Below are 17288 nucleotides of genomic sequence, written 5' to 3'. Positions count from 1 at the left end.
CTTTTAGATATTTGTCTGTGGGCTCAAGCTTGATACCCAAAGCAACATTTACATTGTTCTGATTTTCCTGACAATTTCATGCTCATATCCGGTTTTATTGACATAGTTAGATCATTCTATTGCTTTTTGATGACGCAAATCCTCGATAAATGTCTACTATTACTCTCATACAAAATCTTGATTTAAAGAGGGATAAAATGAAAAAGACAATGTTGGCACTAACAGGCGCGGTAATCATTCTTGCAGGCTGTCAAGATGAGAAACCTGCCGAAACAAGCGCAGTTGAAGTACCTCAAGCAACGGAAACTGAAGTCACCACCAGTGCAGACGTTACGACTGAGACAATTGACACGTTACCAGTAGAAGAAGAACAAGTAATTACTGAAGAGACTTTTGTAGACTCTGAACACAACGCACAAAGTGCTCTGGACTGGAACGGCACCTACAAAGGAACACTACCTTGCGCGGATTGTGCTGGTATCGATATGACCATCACACTAAATCAAGATGGCACTTACGTACTTGAAGAAAGCTACCAAGACAAAGAAGACGGTCAATCAAAATCTGAAGGTCAATTCACTTGGGACGCAAATGGCAGCATCGTAACGTTGACAAATGAAGATGCACCAAACCAATACTTTGTTGGTGAAAACGTACTTATGAAGCTAGACATGAATGGCGAAAAAGTAACGGGTGACCTAGCACCACTATACAACTTAACGAAACAGTAAGAAGTTAGTATCAATACCTGATAAATACCCCAAATCCGAGCCACCCCAGCTCGGATTTTTCGTTATTTTAACGAAAGCTATTTCAGCAACCTTTCTATTCTGAAGCAACATTCTGCTTCTTACCCTGATTGTTCATTACATTTCCATACGCTTTGCCGATAGATGCTTACAACGTTATTTTGTACAGTGTTCAAAACAAAACAGAACAACTCGGAAAAATGATGAAAAAAACATTAATTGCACTACTTACTCTGACAGCTGCTGGCTCAGCTTTCGCTGGCGATACTTACATTCGTAACGGTAACATCTACAACAACGAAGGCGGTTGGAACGTAGAAGCTGGTGTGGCTCAAGGCAGCGATCTTTTCAAAGATCAAAAGCATAATACAGCACCAATTCTCAACGGTGGTTACCATGGTGACGACTTTAATGCCGACCTAAGTGGCATTAACTACCGCTTCTTCGGTAACACCAATGAGTTAATCAACATGAGTGCCTACCTTGTAGGTAGTGGTGTAATGCGCGACGGTGATACAGCGAAAAGCCTGAAAGGCACAGATAAACGCCGTTTCGCCGTCGATCTAGGTTTAAACGCAGACTTTACACTGGATCAAAACAACGTCATTTCTACATACCTTCAGCACGATATCAGCGGTGCTTACAAAGGTTACTTAGCGGGCGCGACTTACTTCCACATCATGAAATTCGGTAGTGTTGATTTTGTTCCTTTTGCTAACCTAACTTATCAAAGTGAAGACTACGTAGATTACTACTTTGGTGTGAAACAACGCGAAGCAAACGCAAACCGCAAAGCATACAAAGGTGATTCAACGGTAAGCTATGGTGTGGGCTACAAACTTGTTATGCCAATCAACGACAACTGGCAAGTAAGCCAAATGACACAATACACGCGCCTAGGCAGCGGTATCAGCGACTCTTCTATCGTTGATAGCGCAAACCAATGGGTTGTTGGCGCAAGTGTGTCGTACAACTTCTAATCCGATACGCCCTTATAAAGCCATCATTTCGATGGCTTTATGCGTTGGACATTTGCATAATCTTGAACACCGACTCTAGTGTGAATGAGCAATCCATAACCTATGTAAATCGCTATAGCCTGTATTCTTCACCTGCACACCTCGCACTTGCTGTGTTTTTGTCACTTCTTCGTAGCCAACAAACAAAGGCAAATATAGGTACTGATCGCGCAGCGCTTTCTCTAGGTTTAATAAAGACTGTAGCGAGTGATCATCTGCCATCGCCCTGCGAACCTTTTCTCTATGGCTTAACATCTGGCTTTGATCAAAACTAAAACGCAGTCCAGTTGCTATCGACAGCCATTCGAAGATGCCATATTCAAATGGTGCTTCCATGACTTCCTCAATGAAGAGCAAATCTGCTTGGTGAGACACTACCTCAGGAAAACTAATGTCATCAATAACAATGATCTCTAACTCTAATCCCGTTGCACGAATCACACTGTGCAACCATTCGGAATGACGAATTAAACTCGGAATCGTCCAGACAGGTTCAGCTAATACCACTTTACCTTTCAGTTTAGGTATCACAACACCATCTGTTATTGATAAATCTTGCTCATGAGTCTCTAACTGAATGCTGTCAACGGCACTTGGCGCATCATAAATTTGCTTTTGCACATGGATGTAATCAGCGAGTTGATACCAAGTCTCTTTTGTGAGTTGGGATTCCACGCGTTCGCGGTAGGTCAGATATGAAAATGCGCTAATTTTTTCCACTTCAACGTGATCGGAGCTTTGGTTAAAGCTCAACATATTTAAGGTTTTAACATCACCATGAGACAGCGTTATTTGATCTAACAATGCGCGTGCTGAAAAATACTCTTTGTGCGCTTCAAGAGTCATACTCTCCTGGTTCCAGCCGCTGATTTTAAATGGCCCAGTCCCTATGTGGTAGGAATAACTAGAACCGAAAGAGACGACATCTCGACACAGAATAGACGCATGAGGAGTTGCTAGCATGTATGGAAACAACTTGTTCGGATACTTCAATATGATTTTTAAGCAGTTAGATGTTTCTGCAACCACGCTATCAATGCATTGCCAGAGCTCGTGAACTGGTCCTTTTATCTCCCTAAGTCTTTCTATACTCCAAACCACATCCTGTATGTTAAGGGGCTCGCCATCATGGCGATATATGCCTGGCCGCAACCATAACGTCATTACCTTGCCTTCCATTTTCCATTCGTGTGCTAACGATGGCTCGATACCACCATTGGAATTTTGGGTCAGCAATACGTCATAAACGCTTTTCGCGACGTGTAATTCAGTGTGACGGTAAGTATTCGCAGGGTCGATTTTGGATACCCAAGGGTAAGAAGAAATCAAAATAGCGTTATTTGATTCATTCAATCGATTCACTTTTTCAGATGCGATAGTTAGTGCTCTAACCGCGGTTTGACCGAACCAATCAATAAGTTTCGTTATTGAGTTCATTCTTCCTCTGCCAAGCTCCTCAACCAAAAACTCGGTCATCGCTTGTTGGAGGGAAATATTAATACTGAGACGGCTAGCGTTACTTCGGCCAATCGCAGGTTGCCAATCGACCCAATCGTAAGTGGCAAGCTTTTTCATCACAATAGAAACATTGCGCCTCGACGTGCAAACCACCGCTTCTAGCTCAGAAAGCGTAACAAGGTGATACTGGTGAGGTTCAAAGTGCTTTAACAGTAGATCCAGATACCTAAGATTGACATCGTTCACAAAGATTCCTAAGAGTTATTCCAAAGCAAAAAAATAGCACAGGACGCTTAGCAACTAAACTTCCTGTGCTATATCTAAACAAATTCAAATCTTGGACTCAGCTCGACCAACAGAAGTCACAAACGTTTACTAAGCCAAGAGGTAACTTGAATAAGTATTCTTAGAAACGGTAGCTCATACCTACAGAGAATACATTGATGTCTGCATCAACCGTTACTTTTTCATTGCCAAATTTCGCAATGTCTAGCTCAGGCATCATGTATTCCCATTCAACTTGTAGAGCAAAGTTTTCAGTAATAGCGAACTCTGCGCCTAAACCGTACATGCCTGTTACAGTGCTGTCAGAAATGGTGGTATGGCCTGCGCTACCGTCAATCACAGAGTTGCTAATTTTGAATTCAGCATTGAAGTAAGAAAGACCAGCTTTAGCAAAAAGGTTGAAACGATCGCCAATCGGTAGAGTCGCTTTTGGCTGAATCGATAGATACTTCATATCACCAACAGTAACAACTTTGCCGTCTAAAGCATCGTAGCCACCAATGGCTGCTTCTAGAGAAATGTATTCGTTGAATTTGTAACCACCGAATACTTTGCCTGAAAGGCTTGAGTCATCTTCAAGTTTAAGTTTAGTGCTAGCGTTAGTACCACCACCATTGATAGAGCCATTAACATCACCAAACGATGCTTGACCTACAGATGCACCAACGTAAGGAGCTGCGTTTGCAACAGAACATGTTGCTAGAAGGGCTGTCATTAGCCATGTTTTTTTAAACATTGTATTTCACTGCCTGTTAATTATTGAGGTTGTGTTTTGCCCATCCTTAAGCATGCCATGCTATCCATTTCACTTGGTTTCAAAACCAAGTGGATGTTAATGAATAAAAACTCAATAAAACATGAAATATTTAGACACAACTTTGCCACTTTCTTTCTTAATTTTGACAATTTAGTCATTTCACAAGCATTGCTGCTTCAACCAGTTAGTGAGCTTGATGATTTCCGCTTGCTTGGCTCGACTCTTTTTATGAATAAAATAAAAGCTGTCGCCGGTTTCCAATCCATGAGAAGGGATATACACCAAATCGTGCGCTTTATCTCTTTCATTAAGCATAAAATCATTCGCAAATGCGATGCCTTGGTCATAACGCGCCGCCTCTATTGCCAACAACATATGACTAAAATGTTGAACATCGACATCTTTCGGCAAGGTGTAACCGCCCGCTCTGCACCACTCAGCCCAGTCTTTTCCTCTCTCACGATAAATTGAGTCTGTCGACAAAATAGGGTATCGCCAAAGCGCTTCTGGAATCGGTTGATCTTGCAACTCTTTCCAAATTTTATGGCTGCAGACCGGATACAGCGTCTCCGCGTATAACTTTACCGACATGTAGTTTCGCTTTGGCTTTTCTACCGTGATAAAACAATCGCCAACGCTGTCTGTCTGTTCAGGATCACCAACGACCATATTGAGTGTCAGATCGATTTCTGGATGTAAGCGCTTAAAATCAGACAAACGAGGAATAAGCCACTTTACGGCAAGCGAGCTATAAATCGCCAACCGTATGCTGCCTTTGTCCCCTTCTCGCACCTTTTGGCTGGCCATCGCAATTGAGCTAATTGCTGGGCTAATATCCTCTAAATAGCGGGTGCCCGTATCGGACAAAGAGAGCTTTCTGCCTTGACGGATAAATAATGATTCACCCAAATAATCTTCTAATAGTCGTATCTGGTGACTAACGGCACTTTGCGTCACATTGAGTTCTTCAGCAGCAAGCGAAAAGCTAGAGTTTCTGGCAACAGATTCAAAACAGTGAACCGCTCTGAGTGGTGGTAATTTCATTATCTAAAAATCTCATACTTAAACTAATAAATATCACTTCACTTCATCCTATGACATCACCTACTCTTTGGCAAAGAAAGAGGAGAGGAAAAAGTGAAAGTTACATCGGTCGGAGCAGCGATGCTGCTATTAATTGTTGGAAATCTCATTGCGGTGCTTTCGGACTCTTTAATTAAAAGTGTCGGAAATGAAGTGCCTATTTTTCAATTTGTCTTTTTCCGACAAATTTCAGCGGTGCTTTTCCTGCTGCCAGTCTACTTGCTAACAAAAAATGCGCCTTTTCTTGAAGGGTTTAAGTGGCATGCTGTTCGCGCTCACGTATGGTTACTTGGTGCAATATTCATGGTTTTGGCGATCTCATCTTTACCACTCGCAACTGCGAACGCGATCTTTTACGCCGCGCCATTGATCATGTTGCCGCTTGCAGCAATCTTTTTTGGCGAACAGCTATCTAAACAATCGGTCGCCGCAGCGATAATGGGCTTTGCCGGTGTATTGGTCATCATTCGTCCAGACCAAATCGATTGGGCAGCGATCTCAGCTTTAGTTGTTGCAATTACTTTAGCAATCAATAACTTGCTCATTCGAAAACTGCCAAAAAATCAGTCTGTGATGCAAACATTATTGATGACAAACTTGGCAGGTATTCCAGTAGCCTTCTTGCTTGTTCTGATCGAAGCAGAACCTTGGGACTGGAGTGCTTTCCCTGTTGCTGCTGGCTCAAGTCTGTTCATCATGATTTATGCAGCAACATGTGTCATCGCTTACCGCTCGATCGATAGCAACAAAATTGCCAGCGCTGAATACAGTGGCTTAATTGGTGCCGTGTTTGTGGGATTGATTTGGTTTGGAGAAGTGCCAGATATATTTATGGCAATAGGAACCATTATGATTGTTGTGCCTCTGGTTTGGCTTTCTAAACGAGAACGTCGTAAGAAAAAGTTGCAAGAGCAACAAGAAGCGCACGTTACTTAAAGTTGTGCTCTAACCCAAAGACTAAAAAACCGAGCCGTAAGCGCTCGGTTTTTTTATGTGGCTCTAATCGGTTTTTACGTAAGCGACTACGTGAGATAAAAACTGCCTTGCAAAGCGATCATTAAACCGGATGCGATATTCATGCTCGGCTTCCGACACTAGACGCCAGCCTTCAGCAAAGTATTCTTTGATATCATCAACCGCCTCTTCTTTATTTTTGATGTGTTTCGCGTTCCACTGATAAGTGCAAGAGACAACGATCAGCCCACCCACATTGGTGGTTTTTTTTAGAGCATTGATCACGCTAAGTGGCGACTCACATTGATCAATCACATTTAAACATACGACTAAATCAAAGCGAGATTGGAGAGTATCGAGCTCAAAAGGCTGGTTAATTAGCGTCAAATCAACATGAGCACATTTCTGTACGATACCTCTATTCTCTACCTCTAAAGTGTTTAAGGTGTTCACATCGTGAAGGTAAGTAAGCCCGACGCGTTGTTCTTCTATTAATAGTTGCTTCAAGCCATCCATTAACCTATTTGAAGGCTCCACAAGCGTCGCTTCTTTAAGGTTAGGTAAGCGTTGCACTAGCTCATAATAATTTCTTCCCAGCGCCGCCCCAACCTCAAGTAGGGAATAAGGCTGAACGCTGCTTTCGATTACCGCTTGCGCAATAAAATCAGCAACTTGGGAGCAGTGAGGTGATGACAAAAAAGAAAGTGGGACTTGTTTTGAACGACTGGTTATCATCTCAATCTGTTGCTCCTCAATGAACTTGTCGAACCATTGCGCCTCGAAATAACCAGCCAAACCGTGCTCGGTCAGGTAAAAATCTTCCATGTTTTTTCCGTTCGTACTTTAAGAAAAGTGATTGTATCGAACGCGGAAATTAACGGGTATTTCTGGCCGCACATTCCAATGGGAAAACAGATGAAAACGCCGCTTATGTGAAAAAGCCCTTTCATCTCAAAGATAAAAGGGCTTGTTAATCGCTTCGGTTAAGTCGCTAACTATTGTGGTAGAACAACGTTACCATCTTGAATTGGGAACGTTTTTGTCGCTGGCTTGCTCGCCAAACGAACCGTCGTTGGTGCACCTGAAACTTCGTAAGTGACGTCGTAACCCACTACTTTATCAGATGTCGTATATTCTGTATGACACTGTTTTTTCGTCGTTGTTACTACATCACCTTTTTGCACATTTTCCTGGATCTTACGACCTGTCAGTGCACCAGCAATCGTACCAGCTGCAGTTGCAATCACTTTACCTGAGCCACCACCGATTTGGTTGCCCAGCGCTGCTCCAGCTGCTGCGCCACCAACCGTACCAATAATTTTATTGTCATCCGCAGGGGCAACTTGCTCGGTTACTACCACGTCTTTACATACTTGGTGCGGCTTTTTCACCGTTTCAGTCACCGCTTCAACCAAAGTAATGTTTGCTTGAGTTGGAGCTGGTGGCGTTTTGTCTTTACAGCCTGCTAGTACAGCAACAACTGCCGTTGCAATTGCGATAGATTTCATATTCATGATTTACATCCCAGTATGGTTTGCTTTGATGAGCGTTATGGTAAATCGCAAAAGGGAAATCACATCAGACGAAAACAAACCCTCTGTTATTAACAAGTAAAGAAACACTGTTTTATAAGAGATACGTCAAGAAACACTCAGCAGAATGTCAACAGAGCTAAAACTGTATCACTACTGATTATGATTGGGCTGGACTAGTCTATGAGATTTATTTTTAAGCCAAGCTCAAAAATAGTTCGTCATCCGTTAAATACTTATGACGGTGGCTTAGATTACGCACGTGCATAAACATAAAATCAGGGAAACCAGGCGCTATAATGTTATTTGGTTCCCAGCATACACCGCCAACAAACACATATCGCCCCTGCTTGCCATCTTCGTGAAGGGGGTTATTAAGAGGAGAAGAAAACTCTGCTCGGCAACCTTCAACCACACAAACAATTTGTCCTTTAAAAAGGCCAATCACGCGCTTTACAAGATTTGCCTTGATACCACACTTCCATGCTTGGCGAGTGGCCATCTCATAGCCATATTTTCGGATCGCTTTCTTTTGCAAATGTACTACTAGGTTCATTTTGACTCCTGATTCAAGCAACTACGTGAAGCCCAAAGTCATAAAAGCAGATAGACGTCTATACCCGAGTGAGCTCATGGTACGTGGGAATAAACTACGTGATTAGACTGAGTTTAGTGTCGGATGAGATACACCGTCCACGATGCTGTAACGTATCGATTTACACCTATCAAAGGCAGATAACACATCAACTTTTGAGTGCTTTCCTGCGCTGTATCTGGTTACTTCTGTATATTACTATAACGAAATCACCCTCCACGTTTACCTATATAAATTTGTCGTAACGATAGAGGGTGCTTATCATGGAGAGAAGATAACGCCTACGCGTCGATGAGATAATTTTGACCTTCAGTTTCTAAACGATCAATCATTTTACGACACTCATTTAAATCAAGAGGTTGTTCAAAGCGGCGCTTGAGATTCATCAAAAAGAAGATATCTTCACACATGGCTTTCTCAGGTTCGTCACTAATTTTGGCGACCGGTGAACCATTGCAAGTGACCATTTTTATCACGATAGAAAGTGGCTGGTAGGCTTCACCATCTTTATTGACATAATCACCCATATCATTGGCAAGAAAAGTACCGATACCAAAACTCACCTGAATACGTCCTTGGAAATACTCGCAAATATCTAACGCTTGTTCGAAGTTAAGTCCGTCGGTAAACACCAGTGTTTTTGTTAATGGGTCTATATTCAGCGACTGGTAGTGTGCAATCATTTTTTCACCCCAGCTATAAGGGCAACCACTATCGTGACGTACACCGAAGTACGCGTTACTTAGTTCTTCATCAAAGTCTTTAAGGAAAGCATCGATACCAATCGTATCGGTTAACGCAATACCTAGTGCACCATTAAACATTTTTTGCCAACGTTGCAACGCCACTTTTTGCGAATCTCGCACATTCACCAGAGCTTGGTGTCCCATAAACCATTCATGAGCAACGGTGCCGATAGGCGTCAAATTCAGCTCTTTTGCTAAGTGATAGTTACTTGTTCCTGTCAAACATTCCGGCACTTCCTGGCACAAATATTCCAGCATAGTGCGCTGAGCTTGGAAGGAAAAACGTCGACGCGTCGACATGTCAGAAAATTTAAAGTTAGTAATGTTACGACGTTTTAGTTCCGACTTTAGGTGTCGAACTTTCTCTTCTAAAACAGTGGTAAATTGCGCAACAGGGATATCTGACCAACGCTGACGGCTACGAACTTCAGACACGATGCTCATGATGATCGTTTCGTACAAGATGGTGTCTCGCCACAAACCGTTAATGGTAATTCTTAACTGGCTTGAGCCATCAGCCATGGCTTTGTTATGGAAAGAGACATCGCTTTGTGGGTTGAAACGGAAATGGCGCAGTGCATCAACAAAGTCAGGATTCAGGTAAGGCGCGACACGCTTAATATATTCAATTTCTTCTTGCGTAAATTGAATATCTTGCAGTTTAAGGACTTCGGCTTTTACCTCGGGCAAAAGCTCAGAGAGGTCTTCCTCACTGCGCACGATAAATTTATATGACACCATCGCATCAGGGTAAAGTGCTGTTACAGCACTCATCATATTGACTTTGTAGACATCGAAATCCAAAGCGCTTTGAATGATGCGGGAAGAAAATAGTTTGGTGGTCATTAGGTGCCCTTCTACATGCCCTTCCTGGGTATATAACTTTTTGTTACTAACTAATTTGCGTAAACAATAAACACCCATCTATAGTTTGTCAACTTTTGTTACTAACCACTCATTTTTATAAGGTTTTTTGTCTAGAATTCGAGCAAGCATTGTGAATAAGTCAGAGTCATCCGTAAATTTATGCTCAAACCGTATTACGAACACTACCAAAAACGTTTCTAACAACTCGTTACTTACCCATTGATTGACCACTTGTTATGCGCTAGATTACTTACAAATCAATATTAGGACCCAACCATGATCGTATCTGTCGACATTATTCCATTCAGGCTATCTGGCTGTGCCGATAAGGGATTGGAAGTGTTGTTGATTAAACGTTCAAATCCAAATCGGCCATACCATGGAGTCTGGGCACTACCGGGCGGATTTGTCTTTGATAAAGACTTAACCAGTGAAGGCGGACGCCCGGCCGATGAAAACTTTGAAGCGGCGCGTCGCCGAATTTGCCGTGAGAAAATCCATACCTACCCTCGCCATTTTAGCGAAGCGTTTATCGACGGTGATCCAAAGCGCGATCCAGAAGACTGGAGCTTAAACATTACGCACTACGCCTTAGTTGATCGTAACAATGTAGAGCAAATAAATAATGCAGGTGTACCGGAATGCCAACTTAAATGGTTTTCGCTACAGGCTATTCTCAATGGAGAAGAAACCCTCGCATTTGATCATCAAAAAACCATTGAAAAAGCGTGGCAAAAGCTTCGTGCATCCATTGAATACACATCGGTTCTTTTGTTTGCATTAGACAAAGAGTTTTTGGTTGCGGACATCATTTCTGCTTATCAAGAGTTTGGTATTGATATCAGCCGAATGACGATTAAGCGCCGCTTGATAGATTCGGGCGTACTAAAACCCACTAATAAAGTCGCTTCAACCAACAAAGGCAAAGGTGGAAAACCCGCAATGGTATATACGCTGACTAGCGACGAAGTAACCTTTTTTCAAAACTGTTTGCGTGGATAAACGCAGACAATCAGACAGACAAGGAGTCTGCCATGACTGTTCGAGTAAACTATCAAACTACAGCAGTGATCGACGTTGATCCAGAGAAAGGCTTTAGTGAGTTATGTCCAGATGAACTGCCCGTTGCAGGTGCGTTGGAAATCGTACCGGAGCTTCTGAGTAATCATGCCAAAGGCCGATTAAAACTGGTCAGTCGTGACTTACACCCACCAAAAGCAAAGTGGGATGCAGAATCGCCATCCAATATGCTTGAGCCCGTTGGTTTACCGAATGTGGATATAAAGTGGAACCGTCACTGTGTGCTTGGCACAACAGGTTCTGAGCTGCTAGATGGTTTACCACCCGTGTTGGACTACGATTTTCAAGTTAATAAAGGCATGGATCCTGATGCGCACCCTTACGGTATTTTTTTCCATGATATTGCCGACACCAAAACGACAGGTGCGCATGAATTTCTAAAGTTCAACGGGATTGATACCTTAGTTATCGGTGGCCTTGCCTTAGACTTTTGTGTGAAAAAATCCGTCATGCAAGCGCTGGAACTTGGCTACAATGTGGTAGTTAATCTTGCTTCAACTCGTGCGGTGCTGCCTGATAATGTAGAGAATGTGCTGACAGAGCTCAGAGATAATGGCGCATTATTTGTCGAAAAAGCGGACGACATCATCGTAGAAAAGTTCGCTTAGAAACGATAGTAACCGAGAAGGATTTCACCATGCATCAACATGAAAAATTGAATTACGTTGAATTTGGTTCCACTAATGTCAGTGCGACCAAACAATTTTTTGAGCGTGCTTTTGACTGGAGCTTTACCGATTATGGTCCAGAATATTCTGCATTTTCAGGACAAGGGTTGGATGGCGGATTCTTCAAATCTGAGTTTATAAACCAAACCGCAAATGGTGGCGCACTTTTAGTATTTTATAGCTCAGACATTCAGGCCACTCAGACAAAAGTAGAGCAGCATGGTGGAAAAATTATCCGCCCTATTTTCGAATTCCCCGGCGGCTGTCGATTCCACTTCACTGAACCGAGTGGAAATGAATTCGCAGTATGGTCAGAGAGCCATTAAGTGATCACAAATCAACAACACACCATCAACGTGAGCCCAAGCTAGCCAGATCCGGAACTGGCATTACATTTCTGGTTGACCTCATCCTTGGTTTAATTCACTGTTAGCGCAACAATTAATCGATGAGGCGCTAGACCTCGACCAAGGATGTCAAATGACTGCCGTCAGTTTTTTTCGCTTACTCTGCCTCGCTGCTATTTGGGGTGGCTCGTTTCTGTTTATGCGAGTCGCCGCCAACACATTCGGGCCGGCTTACTTAATCGAATTTCGAGTTACATTTGCCGCCGTCGCTTTGTTATTGATCGCCGTATATTTGAAGAAGAAACTCACGTTAACTGCGCATACTAAACACTTCTTTATTATTGGCTTATTCAATAGCGCAGTTCCATTTTTACTCTTTGCGTACGCAGCCCAGACACTGAATGCATCAACTTTAGCAATATTGAACTCAACCGCCCCAATATGGGGAGCACTAGTTGGCTTTGTTTGGTACCGCAGCCCACTCACAGCGAAATCTGTTCTCGGTATGCTAATAGGCATTGGAGGCGTTGCAGTCTTGGTCGGCTTAGATACTTCAACCATAGGTGAAGAAGCCATGCTCCCTATTGCCGCCAGTTTGATGGCTTCTTTCAGCTATGGCATTGCTACCAACTACACTAAAAATGCGCCACAAGTACCTGCTTTTGACAATGCTCACGGCAGCATGTGGGCGGCGGTTATTTGGGTACTGCCGCTGCTACCATTCTTACCAATGCGTGCAGAACCAAGTCATTTCGAATGGAGCTCTGTTGTCACGCTCGGCGTTGTATGCACAGGGTTCGCTTATTTGCTCTATTTCCGCTTAGTTTCTGATATCGGCCCAGCGTCAGCACTGACTGTCACTTTTCTTGTTCCTGTTTTTGGTATCTTATGGGGCTACTTGGTGCTAGATGAGCCCGTCGGCTCTAACACCATCATAGGAACAATTCTAGTGCTTAGCGGCACTATGCTAGTCACCGGTTTCTCCCCAACAGCAATGCTCGCGAAGCGAAAACGGAGCGTGGCTTAATCAGCCTAATATAACTTCCACACCTCGCTTTTTGATTTGTTCAAGGTCGCTTTTCGGAGCGGCTTTGTCAGTCAGCAGCACTGATATTTCGTCAGTCTTACCAATTGATGAGGGATAAATTTGCCCAAATTTACTAGAATCCGTTAGAACAATATTGCGCCTTTTTTTCGCAATGATGGTTTCTGCGATCTCAGCGCGCATCATGTCGCGGCTAGTAAAGCCAGTGTCTTGATGGAAGCCGTCAATACCCAAGAAGGCCGTGCTGAAATGAATGTTCTCAATACACAACTTAGTCAGCGGTCCGACCAAGCTCTCGCCTTGGTGCTGATACACGCCACCAAGCAAGATAATGTTGGCAGAAGTGTTACGGATGAGATGGGCGATATACGCCGATGGCGTAATGATGGTCACATCGCCGCGCTCAGCCAAAGTCCGAGCCAACAACGCATTGGCACTGCCCCCTTCAATCAGCACTGTCTCATTCGATGCGACCAAATCCGCAGCTTGGTTTGCGAGCGATTGTTTAATATCGAAACGAACTTCCAGGCGGGCATCAATGTCATCACTTTGCAACGCGGTAGCTGCGCCGTGAACGCGCTTTAGGTAGCCCTGTTGCTCCAGAAAGTTCAAATCCTGTCTGATGGTCACGCCCGACACGCCAATGATGTCAGAAAGCTCCGTGACTTGAACGCGTTTACGGTCGTTCACTAATTGCAGAATTTCATTTTGTCTTGGGTTCACAGATTCGCTCCTTATTGATGAGCTTACAGTATACTCACCTGATGTTTCATATGAAAAGAACTTGAAAGGAAAAAGCACGTGGTCTGATTAGCCAAGCTGCACCTTGCGAATATCGCTCCCATCAACAGATAATAGGGCAACGAAAATGGGATGGAAGAAGAGGGGTTAGCTCCCTACATCCCAACAACGGTAAAGACTAGGATAAAAGTGATGGAAGAAATTTACTTCGCTGGCGGCTGCCTTTGGGGCGTGCAAGAATTTATGCGCCACCTTCCGGGCGTAATCAACACAGAAGCAGGGCGAGCAAATGGCACAACGGATAACACTCAATCCGAATACGATGGCTACGCAGAGTGCGTGAAAACCCAGTTCGACCCTGAGCAAGTTTCGGTTGAAACTTTAATGGGGTATTTGTTTGAGATAATCGACCCTTACAGCGTTAACAAGCAAGGTGAAGACGTAGGTAAGAAGTACCGTACTGGTGTTTATAGCCAAAACGAACAGCATCTCACCATCGCGAAAGCGTTTATCGCAGCGCGACCGGACGCCGACAAGATCGCCGTAGAAGTACTGCCACTTACAAATTATGTGCCAAGTGATGATGAGCACCAAGACAGACTCACAAACTTTCCGAATGATTACTGCCACATCCCATTAGATTTACTACATAAATACAGGGATAACTCGTAACCATTCAGTCAGCATCGCTTTAAAAGGCAAGATGCATATCAGTTTAAATCGATGCCTTCCACTAATGACAATGTCATTTCTGCCGCCGATATTTCCTTACAACCCGACGAGTTTTGTCCGCACCACAACGGTGTGAATTCATCTCGGTTTTGCTTTTCCATAAGCGCTCTTAGTTGAGCCATTTCAATGGAGGCGTATGGGAATTTCGGCGCAAACTCACTGATGTAGCCTAGCTCCGACATCGCGCGATTCACAATGCCTCTCGCTGGTCGGCCCGAGAAAACATTGGTCACAGCGGTATGTTGCGCGCGTTCACTGGCAATGGCATATCGATGTAAAGACGATGTTTTCGCCTCATCACACAACAAATAGGCGCTGCCAACTTGAACGGCACTCGCTCCTAATCTCAACGCGGCTTCCACCCCTCTTCTATCAGCGATTCCGCCTGCAGCAATAACAGGCAAATTCACCCGTTTGGCGATTTGTGGTAATAACGCAATCAAACTTAATTGAGTAGTTAAATCATCCGATAAAAACATACCTCGGTGTCCACCAGCCTCCAAGCCTTGGGCGATAATACCGTCAACGCCTTTTGCTTCTAGCCAAAGTGCTTCGTCCACCGTGGTCGCTGACGAAAGGATCTTCCCTCCCCACCCTCTAATTCGAGCTAACAGATCATCGTCTGGCAAACCAAAGTGGAAACTGATCACTGGCGGTGCAAATGGTTCAATCGCGTCAGCAATATCATGATTGAAAGGCATCCTTGTCGGAGCGTTTGGCTGAGCCTGAACGGTTGCATCAACCTCGGAAAAATACGGTTGCAGCGTTTTTTGCCACTTTTCGTGCTTGTTGCCGTCATACTCCGGCATTTCATGGCAAAAGAAATTGAGGTTAAACGGTCGGTTAGTTGCCTGCTTGATAAGTTGAAGTTCTTTTACGATGGCGTCTTTGTTCAGCATTCCACAAGGTAACGAGCCAAGCCCGCCAACATTACTGACGGCTATGGTCATTTGGCTGTCTTGCACACCGGCCATTGGTGCTTGAATAATCGGTAACTCTGTTCCCAAAAGTGTATTAAATACCTTGTTTATCATGCTCTTTCCTTGAAAACTTAACCTTTACCTGTGATGGATCTTCGCCATCGTTATCCAGACTAGACTTTCACATGATTAACCGCTTATAAAGTTAAAGTGATGCATTTGTGCGCTATGCACTTTTGATAGAAATGACAAAGGGAGCCTATGGCTCCCTTGATATGCTGAATAACAAGAATCAAAGTGACTATCGTACGACATCTGATTCAAGCTCTAGCTCTGCTACAGACAGCATGGCAAACTCTTCCTCGGCGGTTGCTGCCACCAGTTTGTTGCGGCTGTATAACCCATAATAAACACCACCGATAAGAAACAATCCCATTGTCATGAAAAAGGCTGAGGGATCAAAAGCATAAACACCTGTCATTGCGATCAAAGAAAGCACCAGAGAAATACTCGACGTAATTATCCCACCAGGCGTTTTATATGGACGAGTTAATTCCGGCTGTTTAATTCGCAATAAAATATGGCTCAAGGACATTAATGCGTACGATACAGTCGCACCGACAACAGCCATCGCCAAGATTAAGTCCCCCTCACCCGTAAGTGAAACCAAGAACCCAAAAACGCCCGGAACCAAAAGCGCACGAGAAGGCACTTTTTTGTCACTGGTTAATGACAAAGTTTGCGGTAAATAACCCGCGCGGGAAAGCGCAAACACCAAGCGACTGTAACCATAAATGATTGAAAAGAAAGAAGCGATAAGGCCAGCCAATCCAAGTAAGTTCACGGCCATTGCTACCGTTGAATTGCCCGTAAGCTTTAGGGCGTCAACTAATGGCACCGCGCTATCGCCTATGACCTTTGAGCCAACCGCACCAGCCAAAAGGACGACTACGATAGTTGCGGTTAGCAATAAAAACAGCATCGCACCAATGATGCCTTTGGGAACATCTTTTGCCGGATTTTTTGCCTCCTCTGCCGCTAAAGGCACACCTTCAACCGCAAGAAACAACCACATTGCAAATGGCAACGCAGCCCATACGCCATACCACCCAAACGGCAAGATTTCTGTTGCCTGAGCCGTCGCCGGAGCAATATCGAATAAGTTGTTAACATCAAAATGACCAATAAGCACAGCAGCAGTAATTAGAATAGCTAGCACAGCCAAACCGCTGATGACCATCATTACTTTGAGAGCTTCGCCTACCCCTGCCATATGAATAGCGATAAAGACGGCGTAGAAAAGTGCGTAAACAACAGGGCCATCAATACCAACCAATTCATTCACTGCTGAGCCAATAAAAATTACTATCGCAGCAGGTGCGAGCGCATATTCAATCAAAACTGATAAGCCAGTGAAAAAGCCACCTGTCGGCCCCATCGCCTGTCTTGCGAAGCTGTAACCACCACCCGCAGCAGGAATCGCCGCAGACATTTCAGCTAAAGACAATACTAGCGTGAAATACATTATTGCCATCGCGATAGCAGCAATAAGAAATCCTCCCCATCCTGCTTGAGCGATGCCAAAGTTCCAACCGGCAAAGTCACCAGATATAACATACGAGACACCTAAGCCAGCAAGTAAAATCCAACCTGCGGTGCCTCTTTTTAGCTGCCTTTTGGCCAAGTACTCCTGATGTTTAGACATAGTAA

The 17288-nt window shown here is 43.9% G+C and carries 18 protein-coding genes; 8 read left to right on the top strand and 10 right to left on the bottom strand.

Annotated elements, in window-relative coordinates:
* Positions 1-197 precede the first annotated feature (197 nt).
* On the top strand, positions 198-731 hold the full coding sequence (locus tag R7O13_RS00835; RefSeq protein ID WP_005373930.1) for a copper resistance protein NlpE: 534 nt from the start codon (positions 198-200) through the stop codon (positions 729-731).
* A 221-nt stretch (positions 732-952) separates the two neighbouring features.
* Positions 953-1729 carry an outer membrane protein OmpV gene (gene ompV / locus R7O13_RS00830; RefSeq protein ID WP_017635134.1) on the top strand — a complete coding sequence of 259 codons (777 nt, stop codon included), beginning with the start codon at positions 953-955 and terminating at the stop codon, positions 1727-1729.
* A gap of 75 nt (positions 1730-1804) precedes the next feature.
* Here the strand turns inward: ompV and R7O13_RS00825 are convergent, their stop codons facing one another.
* The 3 genes from R7O13_RS00825 to R7O13_RS00815 form a co-directional block, all read right to left on the bottom strand.
* Entirely contained in the window at positions 1805-3472 is a 1668-nt protein-coding gene (locus tag R7O13_RS00825; protein WP_225491676.1) for an ABC transporter substrate-binding protein, read from the bottom strand.
* 160 nt (positions 3473-3632) lie between these two features.
* Positions 3633-4247 (bottom strand): outer membrane beta-barrel protein, encoded by a 615-nt coding sequence (locus tag R7O13_RS00820; RefSeq protein WP_005373936.1) that lies wholly within the window; start codon positions 4245-4247, stop codon positions 3633-3635.
* 180 nt (positions 4248-4427) lie between these two features.
* Positions 4428-5312 (bottom strand): LysR family transcriptional regulator, encoded by an 885-nt coding sequence (locus R7O13_RS00815; protein ID WP_005387224.1) that lies wholly within the window; start codon positions 5310-5312, stop codon positions 4428-4430.
* Positions 5313-5405: 93 nt separating this feature from the next.
* Between R7O13_RS00815 and R7O13_RS00810 the strand changes: the two genes are divergently transcribed.
* Positions 5406-6287 (top strand): DMT family transporter, encoded by an 882-nt coding sequence (locus R7O13_RS00810; protein ID WP_005373940.1) that lies wholly within the window; start codon positions 5406-5408, stop codon positions 6285-6287.
* A gap of 63 nt (positions 6288-6350) precedes the next feature.
* Here the strand turns inward: R7O13_RS00810 and R7O13_RS00805 are convergent, their stop codons facing one another.
* The 4 genes from R7O13_RS00805 to pncB form a co-directional block, all read right to left on the bottom strand.
* The gene (locus tag R7O13_RS00805; protein WP_154204187.1) at positions 6351-7130 is read right to left on the bottom strand and encodes a methyltransferase domain-containing protein; all 780 of its coding nucleotides are present in this window, start codon (positions 7128-7130) and stop codon (positions 6351-6353) included.
* A gap of 170 nt (positions 7131-7300) precedes the next feature.
* Positions 7301-7819, bottom strand: a complete 519-nt coding sequence (locus R7O13_RS00800; protein WP_005373945.1) for a glycine zipper 2TM domain-containing protein — start codon at positions 7817-7819, stop codon at positions 7301-7303.
* A 214-nt stretch (positions 7820-8033) separates the two neighbouring features.
* Complete coding sequence (locus R7O13_RS00795) at positions 8034-8393, bottom strand: hypothetical protein (RefSeq protein WP_033906302.1); 360 nt, start codon at positions 8391-8393, stop codon at positions 8034-8036.
* A gap of 320 nt (positions 8394-8713) precedes the next feature.
* A complete protein-coding gene (pncB, locus tag R7O13_RS00790; RefSeq protein ID WP_042523435.1) occupies positions 8714-10024 on the bottom strand; it encodes a nicotinate phosphoribosyltransferase in 1311 nt (436 codons plus the stop codon).
* A gap of 297 nt (positions 10025-10321) precedes the next feature.
* On the opposite strand from pncB, the gene R7O13_RS00785 reads away from it, so the two are divergent.
* The 4 genes from R7O13_RS00785 (at position 10322) to R7O13_RS00770 (ending at position 13167) form a co-directional block, all read left to right on the top strand.
* Positions 10322-11047 (top strand): NUDIX domain-containing protein, encoded by a 726-nt coding sequence (locus tag R7O13_RS00785; protein WP_005373953.1) that lies wholly within the window; start codon positions 10322-10324, stop codon positions 11045-11047.
* Positions 11048-11079: 32 nt separating this feature from the next.
* Positions 11080-11733, top strand: coding sequence for an isochorismatase family protein (locus R7O13_RS00780; RefSeq protein ID WP_213901398.1), 654 nt, complete (start codon positions 11080-11082; stop codon positions 11731-11733).
* Positions 11734-11762: 29 nt separating this feature from the next.
* Positions 11763-12119 (top strand): VOC family protein, encoded by a 357-nt coding sequence (locus tag R7O13_RS00775; RefSeq protein WP_042523322.1) that lies wholly within the window; start codon positions 11763-11765, stop codon positions 12117-12119.
* Between the two features lie 154 nt (positions 12120-12273).
* The gene (locus R7O13_RS00770) at positions 12274-13167 is read left to right on the top strand and encodes a DMT family transporter (protein ID WP_005373960.1); all 894 of its coding nucleotides are present in this window, start codon (positions 12274-12276) and stop codon (positions 13165-13167) included.
* Here the strand turns inward: R7O13_RS00770 and R7O13_RS00765 are convergent, their stop codons facing one another.
* Positions 13168-13908 carry a DNA-binding transcriptional regulator YciT gene (locus R7O13_RS00765; RefSeq protein ID WP_054865466.1) on the bottom strand — a complete coding sequence of 247 codons (741 nt, stop codon included), beginning with the start codon at positions 13906-13908 and terminating at the stop codon, positions 13168-13170.
* Between the two features lie 210 nt (positions 13909-14118).
* Here R7O13_RS00765 and R7O13_RS00760 point away from each other — a divergent pair, with 210 nt between their 5' ends.
* On the top strand, positions 14119-14598 hold the full coding sequence (locus R7O13_RS00760) for a peptide-methionine (S)-S-oxide reductase (protein ID WP_017635126.1): 480 nt from the start codon (positions 14119-14121) through the stop codon (positions 14596-14598).
* A gap of 38 nt (positions 14599-14636) precedes the next feature.
* Here the strand turns inward: R7O13_RS00760 and R7O13_RS00755 are convergent, their stop codons facing one another.
* Both R7O13_RS00755 and eat read right to left on the bottom strand, forming a co-directional pair.
* Positions 14637-15692: an NAD(P)H-dependent flavin oxidoreductase gene (locus tag R7O13_RS00755; protein ID WP_017635125.1), complete on the bottom strand. Its 1056-nt coding sequence runs from the start codon at positions 15690-15692 to the stop codon at positions 14637-14639.
* Between the two features lie 187 nt (positions 15693-15879).
* The gene (gene eat, locus R7O13_RS00750; RefSeq protein ID WP_213872737.1) at positions 15880-17283 is read right to left on the bottom strand and encodes an ethanolamine permease; all 1404 of its coding nucleotides are present in this window, start codon (positions 17281-17283) and stop codon (positions 15880-15882) included.
* Positions 17284-17288: the final 5 nt, after the last annotated feature.

This window comes from Vibrio sp. Y176, assembly GCF_033438945.1.
The sequence above is the reverse complement of the archived record's forward strand: the minus strand, read 5'-3'. Positions and strand labels throughout refer to the sequence as shown.

What these genes read in the sequence shown, in the direction of transcription:
- R7O13_RS00835 (WP_005373930.1), top strand. Translation starts at nt 198, where the DNA reads ATGAAAAAGACAATGTTGGCACTAACAGGCGCGGTAATCATTCTTGCA.
- ompV (WP_017635134.1), top strand. Translation starts at nt 953, where the DNA reads ATGAAAAAAACATTAATTGCACTACTTACTCTGACAGCTGCTGGCTCA.
- R7O13_RS00820 (WP_005373936.1), bottom strand. Translation starts at nt 4,247, where the DNA reads ATGTTTAAAAAAACATGGCTAATGACAGCCCTTCTAGCAACATGTTCT.
- R7O13_RS00815 (WP_005387224.1), bottom strand. Translation starts at nt 5,312, where the DNA reads ATGAAATTACCACCACTCAGAGCGGTTCACTGTTTTGAATCTGTTGCC.
- R7O13_RS00805 (WP_154204187.1), bottom strand. Translation starts at nt 7,130, where the DNA reads ATGGAAGATTTTTACCTGACCGAGCACGGTTTGGCTGGTTATTTCGAG.
- R7O13_RS00800 (WP_005373945.1), bottom strand. Translation starts at nt 7,819, where the DNA reads ATGAATATGAAATCTATCGCAATTGCAACGGCAGTTGTTGCTGTACTA.
- R7O13_RS00795 (WP_033906302.1), bottom strand. Translation starts at nt 8,393, where the DNA reads ATGAACCTAGTAGTACATTTGCAAAAGAAAGCGATCCGAAAATATGGC.
- pncB (WP_042523435.1), bottom strand. Translation starts at nt 10,024, where the DNA reads ATGACCACCAAACTATTTTCTTCCCGCATCATTCAAAGCGCTTTGGAT.
- R7O13_RS00785 (WP_005373953.1), top strand. Translation starts at nt 10,322, where the DNA reads ATGATCGTATCTGTCGACATTATTCCATTCAGGCTATCTGGCTGTGCC.
- R7O13_RS00780 (WP_213901398.1), top strand. Translation starts at nt 11,080, where the DNA reads ATGACTGTTCGAGTAAACTATCAAACTACAGCAGTGATCGACGTTGAT.
- R7O13_RS00775 (WP_042523322.1), top strand. Translation starts at nt 11,763, where the DNA reads ATGCATCAACATGAAAAATTGAATTACGTTGAATTTGGTTCCACTAAT.
- R7O13_RS00770 (WP_005373960.1), top strand. Translation starts at nt 12,274, where the DNA reads ATGACTGCCGTCAGTTTTTTTCGCTTACTCTGCCTCGCTGCTATTTGG.
- R7O13_RS00760 (WP_017635126.1), top strand. Translation starts at nt 14,119, where the DNA reads ATGGAAGAAATTTACTTCGCTGGCGGCTGCCTTTGGGGCGTGCAAGAA.
- R7O13_RS00755 (WP_017635125.1), bottom strand. Translation starts at nt 15,692, where the DNA reads ATGATAAACAAGGTATTTAATACACTTTTGGGAACAGAGTTACCGATT.
- eat (WP_213872737.1), bottom strand. Translation starts at nt 17,283, where the DNA reads ATGTCTAAACATCAGGAGTACTTGGCCAAAAGGCAGCTAAAAAGAGGC.